General features: G+C 52.7%; 3 protein-coding genes. All 3 read right to left on the bottom strand.

Going from position 1 to position 10,210, the window contains the following annotated elements:
- Positions 1-26: 26 nt before the first annotated feature.
- Positions 27-6,269, bottom strand: a complete 6,243-nt coding sequence (locus tag BLV48_RS03100; protein ID WP_091822976.1) for a DEAD/DEAH box helicase — start codon at positions 6,267-6,269, stop codon at positions 27-29.
- Complete coding sequence (locus tag BLV48_RS03105; protein ID WP_217632939.1) at positions 6,266-9,589, bottom strand: STY4851/ECs_5259 family protein; 3,324 nt, start codon at positions 9,587-9,589, stop codon at positions 6,266-6,268. The genes BLV48_RS03100 and BLV48_RS03105 overlap by 4 nt, the downstream gene beginning before the upstream one ends.
- Positions 9,590-9,817: 228 nt before the next feature.
- Positions 9,818-10,144, bottom strand: a complete 327-nt coding sequence (locus tag BLV48_RS03110; protein ID WP_175527566.1) for a hypothetical protein — start codon at positions 10,142-10,144, stop codon at positions 9,818-9,820.
- Between the last annotated feature and the right edge of the window lie 66 nt (positions 10,145-10,210).

Genomic DNA, 10,210 nt, shown 5'->3' on the forward strand with positions numbered 1-10,210 from the left:
AAGAAGCAGGGCTACTTCTAACTTGATTAACTTTTAACTTCATACAATGCAATATCTGTCGGCCACTCACCACCATTGGACAACCTCACACCATTCCAGCTATTCAACATCTGTTTCACTTGACCCATGATTGGCTGGCTGAAATCAAAGTGCTTCAATCCATAGGCATCAGCAGTACATTTCCAGTATCCCATCCCCTGGTCGAAGGCCAGCTTCAGCTGAGTACCGGATTCAAGCTCAAGCGTCAAAACACGGCGATGGCTTACCTCAGCCAAAGAGTCCCTCGTATTGATCACTGGACGGGTACCCATAAGTGCTGAGACCCATTCTTCCAACACTTCCTCCATATCCTGATAGTTGTTCCAGTTATTCCAGAGGGTATCGCCCGCATGCCCAGTTTGTGCTGAGACTGTTTCAATTATGACCGAGTTGACGCCATCACTTGGGATTGCACGCATAAAACCAGCCAGCAACATCACTGTCCAAGGTGAACGCAGGTAGCGGTCTTCGTATCGGATCGCGACAACCTTCTCACCTTGGAGTTTGGCCATGAAACCAGCTGCTTTATCAGTTAAAAGCGCTTTGAAGCGGTCATGCAGGTTGACTATGGGGCCGTTCAGCTCTTTGGTAACCTCAATCACGGTAGCGGTGGCATAGGTGCCCAGCCAATCGTCAGTATTGATCAAGTCCATTTCCCATGCGGGCAGGCTCTCGGATGTCACCCAGATACTGGCATCCTGCGCTTGCAACCAATCTGTACCAGGAATGAAAGATGACTCAGAATCAGAGAGCAAAGTAACAATACCCTCCTCCTTATCCACGATCTGAACTGGCGCATGAACACCACTAATACTCTGATCTGCGGTCAGCTGGACAATTCGGATATCAAAGCGCGCCAGTAAGGCCAACTCCTCCTTAATGTCAGTCGGCAGGTTCTGGGTTTCAAGGACCACACTGACATCACGGCCATCGATGATTTTCCATGCAATCAGCTGCTTACGGAACTCCGGTGCCCCCAAGTCCCAAAGGTTGGAATCACCTCCGAGACGAACCCGAATCTCCTTGGCTGACTTGTTGATCCAGTAACGAACAAAGCGGCTGGGTTCGTAAGGCCAATATGTAGCACCGGATACAGTATTGAACGGTTCAGGCAGCTGCAGATGCTCGGCAAATCGGCTTTCCTGTAGCCATTTCAGTGCCTGTCGTCGATTAAGCTGCTCAAACTCAACACGGCTGTCCTTACTGGCGAGACATGAAGAACAAGCTGTCTCACAGTGTGCAGAACACTCCAGTTTTTTGAGGGCGGCTTTCAAAAGTCCTGTCATTTCCTGCAAGGCAGTCAGTACAAAGCCTGCTCCTCCGGCTACGTTATCGTATACCTGCACGATATAGCGCTTCTCGCCTGTTTCAAGGTCACGATCCGGCCGTACACCAAAGCCCATCTCGCTGCTGGCAATACCCAGCTGATCAGAGACCGCATCACGCAGTGCAACCGCAAGGGTGGTCGCAATTACTCGACCTGTTTCGTTTTCTGGAATCCATGCACCCGTCAGCGGGTTACGGAAAGTCCATTCGACGACATGTGTCCTTGCCTGATATCCGAGGTGGATATTTGGCATCACCCTCTCGCCCGAGCATTCAGGCTTGCTCTTACTGCCCGTTGCACCACCGATGGGACGATGGCTTTCGCTGGGTCTCATACCCTTCGGCAAATCTCCATTGGCCTCCATTGAATCTGCTCGGCCACAGCTCATGCATACCGCAAATCCTTGTCCGTTTTCACCACCGGAACGAACAACAATCTGCCCACTTTCACCAAAGCGAACAAAGCCACATGCAGGATCCGGCAGTGCTACTGTCGCCCCTTTGACATGAACAAGGGGCCTCTCGACAGGCATGAATTTCTGCGAAGAGACGTCATTGGTTGTCGGCTCGTAGAAATCCGTAACAAATCCCAGAGGGCGAAGCACCTTCTTAACCTGGAAATCAGGAATCTTCGCATCACACTGCGGACAATGGAGATCATCACCATGCGAGTAGGCATACTCCTGATAGCCTGGTGTACCACAGCTCACACACTGCCAGGAAAGGTCGAACTTCTGGCTACCGCCGCTTGCTCCTTCCTGATAAGACTGCATTTTGATACCCGCCGAACGGTACACACGCCCATCAATGACAATCTGTGCGCCGGGCGCATACTCCCTTACCGCAATATCCAGCCCCCTTGAAGGCTGCTCCTTGTAGGTAAATATGTTGTCCTCTCGTCCGGATTTCTGGGAGTCAGCTGTACTTTTCTTATTCTTGAAGTCCTCAATGTTGTAGGTATTGAGCGCAACAACGTTGGTCGGGAAACCATATCCGGGCAGAAACGCCCTGGCAGCCAGCTCTTTCAGCAAGTACTCCCCTTCATGACGGACCTTCTCCAGCTCCAGTGCTTTCTTATAGCTCGGGTCTGTTGCCGCATTCAGGCGCAGGTTGATCTGCCGGTATTCCTCTTGCCAACCCTGTGCCAGCTTACCAATAGCCTCAGCGCAATTAGTTGCCAAGGTGTCGGTCCCGGCAAGCTCCAAAGCGGTTCGTTTGACGATTCGCTTTGCCCCCTGCTCAAAAGCCTTGGCCTCGCTGCCCAACCAATCGATGAAGCGCTCAACAACGCCTTCATGGGCATGGAAAAACCACTGTACTGTTAGTCGGGTACGATCACCTTCTGACGAAGTCTGTGCTTTCAAAAATTGCGACAGCAGGTAGGAGTTAACATGCCTTTGTACCAAGGGTTCGGCATTCAGAGTAATCACCGGGGCTGGAATCGCAGTACTGAACGCCCATTTTGGGTTGTTGAACACTCGTGTGTTATGCGGATCGGATTTGCACAGGGTGTAAGCAACAGCTCGGGCCTCACTGCGGCGACCCGCGCGGCCTGCGCGCTGCAGATAGTTGGCAGGATGCGGCGGAACGTTGTTCATTACTACAGCGGAGATACCGCCAATATCCACCCCCATTTCCATGGTTGTGGAGCAGTTCAGGACGTTGATCTTCCCTTTCTTAAAGAGCTCTTCATATCCTTCCAGGCGTTTTGAGGACTGCTGAGCCGAGTGTTCTGCCGTTCGATAGTAGAAGCCACCCTCGACCGTACGGTCAGAGATATCACTCCACAGACTAACTTGGCGAAGCTGCTGGACAACATCGTTTTGCGCCACCTTACCCCTGATGGCTAACAGGGCACCTTCTTCCTCACCTTCAGGTGCCAACGCAGTAAAGACCGGCAAATCAACCTGTTGACATTGGAGTTGAGCACGCTCGGCTTTTTTTCTAGGGATGTAAGGTGTCAGGCCCCTAAAAGTTGTATCCAGCAAACGATAACTGATCGGGCACACCCAAGCTTTCTGGGGCAAGGCAAAGGTAATAGCTTGGCGCGATAGCGTATAACCCCCACCACTTTGGCTCTGCAGTATCTGCCTCTGCGAGTGCGTCAATTCATCCCAGGCCGCCTTTAGCCATACATTAATTTTATCGCGATCCGCTGCCGAGGCAGGATCCAATCCAGCTCCATGTATCAGTAGCTTTACCAGCCGGGGTTGCTGTGGTCTGTTTGGTTTAAAGAGTGGCCAGGATTTAACACGTGAGGTTTCGGGGTAATCCGGCTTGGGCGCCACCAACTCCTTGGGCGCAAACTTGGCTCCCAGCCAATATCGTTCATTTTCATTCATGACAATGAACGTGTTTTCACGCACATGGAAGTCCAAGGCTACCTTCAGGAAGTCTTTCCAATCCTGCAGGCTCAAAGCCTCCCTTTCCTGATCGTTACCCACTTTAGGGACCAGCGTTTCAGCCCAAAAACGAGGAACTGACTGAACATTCTCCAGCCCCTGATAACCCACCTGAACCAGTGCCAACGTCTCGGAACTGTTCTGGTTTTTCGGACGGCGAGCAAACTCGCGCAGCAGCAAAAGACTTGCCAAGGTCATGCTGTTGTCATGACCACCAAAGAACTCCGGATTCGCATAGCGGTTGTAATCAAGAATGGAGTGTTTGATATCGTTGGCGGCAGCAAGATCTGAAACAAGACCCTGCCAGCTCACTCTAACCTGCTTGGGTTGAGCCGCATCTAACTTCTGCTGAATCTCATCACGAATCTTTCGCGCTTCATCATGCACTCCTGCAAGCTCAAATTTTCTAGCAAATTCGAGATCTTTTTCATCCTCCGCACTCAATACCCCAACATCAACATTTTCGAGCGCCTGTCTGTTACGCAGAATCGAAAATACAAGCCCCCTAAGCCGAGATCGCTCCGCTTCCTGCTGCATGCGCACGGCCATGCGTGCCGTACCCTGACGGCTGTCCGTGAAAGTGATCAGCTTGCGACCACGACCCGGAAGGCTCTCCGGATTGATATCTTTGCCTTCGGGGTCAGGACAGAACTCCAGTACCGCCGGAACAGCATTGCTGACATAGAACGGGGCTCCCAAGTAACATTTGCGCAGGAATCCTGCAGGTGCACGACCGGATTCACCACACTGAGCGCATTCTGAACCTTTGTCCGTCGCCAGATGAACGTTGATCACTGAAGGTGAAGTCAGTGCACCCAGTTCCGCTGTTTCCTTGTTGAAAGGAACGTCCTGATAACTTTCCCCCTCGGTCGAAGCCAAAACCACAGACTGCTTGCCTGAATATTGACTGTCTTCGGCTTCTGGTACGGACTCGTCATTGACGTCATCCAAAAGCGAGAATTCATCACCGGAATAGGGACTGGCCTGCAGCAGTTTGCCATTCGCATCTTCAGCCACCAGATGCGGGGTTTTACAGTCGCCACAGAATGCCAACTCATAGACTGGAGCTCTGCATTCACAGCGGGCGCGCTGAGTGACATAGACATTACCGAATGGCCATTTTTTGAGATGCGCTGATTTGGCACTGCAATCAGGATCGACACAACTCCAGAGGCCATGCAGCATACGCTGGTGGAGGTGACCACGCAGCTTCAGGAAAGGCGGCTCGTCCTTTGATGGCTGGGTGTCACTCATCAAGTCGATCCACTGCAGCAACTCCTGCTGCTGAGCTTCCTTTTGCGTGCTTACCAGCATCGGAGCAACTGCATCTATAAGCTCATTGAGATCCAGAGGCTTTTCACTGCCCACCAGCGTCTGCCGCACGCGATAAGCCAGCGAGTGATTGCACAGGGCGGTATAGCGGTCTATCGAAACGGTGTTACCTGGGTCAATGGCACGAAGTTCATCAAGTGTGCGCATGGGGTCCGGATCGTGCTCAACTGAGGGCACCTGCCGCGAACCACTGATCACCACGACCTGATCGTCAGGCACACCTGCCAAAGATGCTAGATAGGACTGCAGCTTTTGTGTCGCCCCTTCCCCGGCAATAGTTGCCGATGTAGCCACAAAGCGAATTTCATGGGCCTGCTTACCAAAGGCCTCCACCACACGACGCAGCAACAACGAAAGCTCAGCTGCCTGCGAACCAACATAAGTATGCGCCTCGTCCAACACTATCCAGCGTAAAGACTGCTGCTCTCGTGAAATGCGCAGAATCGGATCGTCTACCTGACGGACCAGCATGTATTCCAGCATGGTCGCATTGGTCATCAGGATCGGGGCCGGCTCCTTGCGCAGCCGCTCACGTGAGAGTATCTCGTTGGGCCGCTCTCGTTGTGTCTTGCGAACGGTGCTTTCATTTTCTTCAGTATTGCCGTTATACAGGCAGAAGCGGATGTTGTCGTTGAAGGGCGAGGTCCATGCATCCAGACGCTCGCGCTGAGAGTTGATCAATGCGTTCAGCGGATACAAAAAGAGCGCTCGTACACCCACCAGTGCGCTTTTGCTTTGTTCATGCTCATTGACCAGATCCTGCAGGATCGGAATCATGAAGCACTCGGTCTTACCCGAGCCTGTACCGGTGGTAATGACCGCAGACTTGGGCTTACCGGCCAGCAAGGTGTTCCAGCTTTCCAGCTGGTGCTTATAGGGCCTAATATCGGCGTCAAAACCGTAGTTATCAGCGGTAGTGAGTGCGTTGACGACGGATTCCGACAGCAGATTGCCCTTCAAGTCCGCAAAGGTCGGTTCACCTGACTGCCAACCAAAGGTATGTTCAAAAACAGGCGGCGCCAAAAAGCAGCCTTCTTCCCCCATGCGGTCGTGCATCTGCTCGGCAAGATGTGCTCTAAGCCCGGCATCGTTGATGCCCAGGATGGACAGCGTCGCTTCACGCGTACGACTCAGTGACTGATTGATCAAATCCTTAAAATAACCGCTCATGAGTGACTCCCTTTAGCGTGAAGCAAACCGGACAAAGTGGCTGAGTAAACCGGCTCATACCAGCCATCCCGGTCAAAATCAGACAAAACACGAAAACCAAAGCGCAAAGCAGCATCTTCTGCTTCCAGCCCAGACAAGCTCGCTACACCCGCCGTCAGGCAGGCTGCAAACACAGGCATATAAACAACTGATCTCATGTAACCAGGCATTTCGAGCCCCTGCATCCAGGCATAATCCTCATGCTGACGAACCCAGTTGCTCAAGGCTTCATTAAGGATCACAGGCCATTGCGCATCCTCCTGACGGACGCGCAGCTCACCCAACCAAATCGGCAGCACCAATTGAAGAGGCACGCCATTGGAGACCTCTATGTCTCCCTCACACAGTTCATCAGACAGGTCTTTAAACAACGGCACCTGAACAGACAGCAACCCCATGCGCGTCTTCGCGCTGCTCTTGACCATCTCCTCGGGAATACCAAACTGCTGCGACACGCCCTGAACATATACCCGAAGCGCTGATTTCCATTGCTCAACCGTTATCGCTTCCCAGATGACCGCCAGTTCCTGCTGCAGTCGCTCAGCAAAACGTGCGTCCATTTCGAGTCTGAATACTGCCAGGGCCAATGCCTGTGGGTGACGACTCAGATGCTTCCAGCTTTCAAAGGCCGAGAGAGGAACATGCTTATAGCGCTGCTTCAACTCAGCCAGGTAGAGCCAGCTGCTGTGCAGGAAATGCACCGCCATGTCATCCAGTACATCATTGAATACTTCCGGGCGAAGCCTGGGGTGGTAGTAACGCGCGGCAGAGTTAAGCGTTTTAATAACCTGCCCCTCATCCGGAGTGCAAACAACGGCATCTGGCACATGAATGGCCGGACGGAAGAAAGTTGCCGAACCTTCGGCAGGATACAGCAGCCAAGGGCCATCCTTTAGCAGTCGTGTCGGCAACTCGAAGACGCCTGAAGTCAGCTCTTGTACTGACCGCGGATGCAGCTCAGCAGGCGCCGCTTCCGGCATCTGAACTTGCATGGCCATGACTGATGTCCCTTCCGCCCGGTGCGTCAACGGCTGCAGGTTATGATCAATCAGTTCAAAAAAATGGCCAAGTTCATCGGTAAACTTTATAGCCGCACCATAGCGGCAAATATCAAACTGCTTGAGCGGGCGCGAGGTTTCTATCCTGCAACGAACAATCGCATCCTGCTCAGCACTACAGCTGAACAGGGACAATATGTCGTCATACAGCGAGAACAGACTCACCTGTGTCGAGGTGTTCTTGACGTCATAGGCATAACGCCTTTCCAAACCCGCCGTTCGCCCCATAAGCTCAAGCGAGAGGTGAAAAGTTTGTGTTTTACCTGGCGGAGGCGTCATGACCAGCGACATGCCCAAAATGCGGTCTACGGTGAGGTCACGTCCACGGAACAGGCTACCGTCATCTTCAACCAGCTGAACACCCTCTTCGGGGTAAGGCAACCGAATTACAATACCATCACTGTGGCTGCGTTGATCTGAGATCTCCAGCAACACCCGGTCGGGTTGCTGATCAACGGGTGTCAGCTCAACGGTAGTAGTGCTCCCTTCCCTGCGAACTTCAGTGTGCAGGCTATCGTTCAGCACACGAACCTTTAGCCTCTGCACCGTCCTGATTGAAATACGCGCCGGCACCTGCGAAGAAGCCGGCAGCGACGCAATCGAAAAATCACGGGGCAATACACCCAGCTTTCGACGCGCCAACACCTGTTGATCCGGGCCAAGCACCTCAACCTTGAAGCTTCCAACCAGAGGCAGTGAATCGATGCTCTGGAACACCTGATCATTCACTCGGTACGATTCAGGTCTTCGCCCCTCTGCTGATGCGCTGGCGAGCATACAGCGAGGCCACCCCAGCCAGGTCGCAATTGGAAGTGTTTCGTAGGGTGATAGCGCCCCTTGGAATTCAACACGCTCAGCAGCAGACGAACTTCCGGGCTCAATCAGATAACGGGCGCCTGCATCCGATATGATTGTGGCCTGGCTAACGCGGTACCAGAAACCCACCTCGGCATCAGCAGCAACAGGCTTCATGCCCTCAATTTTCATGCTGACAGGTACGCGCAACAGAACTTCAGGTGCTTTCGCTTTCACCGATGCAATGCCGACCAGATGAACCTCGTCACCCTCCTCGACAAAGACAGCCGGCAACTGATTCCAATCCACCTCACTGGACTGAATGGTATGTGTGTCCAGCCGCTCACCGGCACAGGAACACACTAGAAACAAAGGTTTGTCCGGTGACTTGCGGCTGCATTTAACAACCTCGGCAGGCAATTTGACCGCCAGCACATCACCCTCAAGCCGCCCATAGGCCGCCCCCAGCTTCAGTACCATTTGGTCGCCTTCGTACAGCGCCAGCTCAACGCGAGTCGTGCTGAGCTTGCGTCCATCCAGTTTCACCTGCAGCGACGGTGCCAGCCTGATTTCCGCCAACAGACGCGCCAGCTCAATGGGACCATCAAGTCGATGCTCGCAGGTGAAGTAACGTGCCATCTCTTCGGCACGCTTGCGCTCTTCTAGACGTACACCTGCATCCCTCAACCATTCGTTAACCAGGCTGTGGCCATTTTCTTCTTCCAGCGGCAGCGGAAATTCATCACGCCACTGGGGATAATGGCTATTCAGATAAGCAGCGGGGTCATCCTGTTCATCAAGCGCGTGTTGCTCTGCCAGCAGCATGAGTGTCTCGACCACACGGGCCAACAACTGGTACTTCTCTTCATTCTGAAAAGACTGAGGGAAATACTGTCCGTATTCGCAAATAACCTGGGCAATATCTCGCCCATCGCGCTTGCACGCATGGTAATGCTTGAGCCCTGACTTGATTGCCTTCCCGAATCCATGCCCTTCACTCTGCAGCAGCTTCCAGGGCAGTCCGCCTTCAGCAAAAAGGGAGCCCAGATAGTCAGCACCATGGGCACGATACCGAATGGGGCGGCCCCAAAAATCCAATCCTCGCTTGACCAGATCCTTGTGCTCAATCGGCTGCAAGCTGAGCTCAAGTTCAGAATCAAACGCTTGCCACGACCAGTTGGCGTCATATTGGCGACGATAGCGTTCTGCAACAAACAGACAGTACCCTGCAGCCCAGTAAGTGCCGGATATGATGCTTTCTCGCTCCTCCGGGCACACTGACAACAAGGCGCTGAGCATTTGGAGCTCATTGTCAGTCGTAGCGTAGCTGTAAAGAGGTAAACCACTGGGCGCGGTGTGCCCTCTTTGTTTCAAGAAGGAGTCAACCCAGCCTCGTAACCGACTTTTCGCATACTGCATGTCATTCATTGCTCAGACTCCCTTTTACCGAATCCAAAAATCTACAGACCGGTCTGATCATCCATACCGAAATGCTCAGGCTGTCTAAGCCATAAGCATGCCAAAACAAAAAATTAATTATTTTCAATTACTTAATGCGAATAGGTCTTAAAAATCAACCGATGGTATGTAAGATTTCTTACCCAAAAGAAACCATCCTTACGGCTTAGCTATTGCCTAAAGCCCAACAAATAACGACTACCCAGCAATACCCCAAAGCTCTTTCAGCCGCGTAACCGTATGCTCCCATTTCGGTGTGCGGGGCCGGGCTACAGAGTTCTGATTCCCAAACAAACCAACTTCGTTAACGGCCTCATGCACCGAGACTTTGTGCAGCCAATGAACCGGAACGAAGTACTCGGCGTCATCTTCGCCGCACTGGGCAGCCATGAAATATTGCCCCTGGATACTTTTTCCATCCGTGAGGAACTCATCAGCCACCACCGGATGATCCGTGACTTTCGCCACACCAACATATCCCGTACCGGGGATATTGACCCAGACGCGATCTCCGGGTTTAAGCATGAACAGGGTTTTACTGTACCAACGGCCACCCCCTGCCGATATGAACCCATAATCAGAAGAAGCGTG

Source organism: Marinobacterium iners DSM 11526 (assembly GCF_900107855.1).
Classification (GTDB): Bacteria; Pseudomonadota; Gammaproteobacteria; order Pseudomonadales; family Balneatricaceae; genus Marinobacterium; species Marinobacterium iners.

Excerpts from the sequence above, each read along its gene's own strand:
- BLV48_RS03100 (WP_091822976.1), bottom strand. The coding sequence starts at position 6,269 with ATGAGCGGTTATTTTAAGGATTTGATCAATCAGTCACTGAGTCGTACG.
- BLV48_RS03105 (WP_217632939.1), bottom strand. The coding sequence starts at position 9,589 with ATGAATGACATGCAGTATGCGAAAAGTCGGTTACGAGGCTGGGTTGAC.
- BLV48_RS03110 (WP_175527566.1), bottom strand. The coding sequence starts at position 10,144 with ATGCTTAAACCCGGAGATCGCGTCTGGGTCAATATCCCCGGTACGGGA.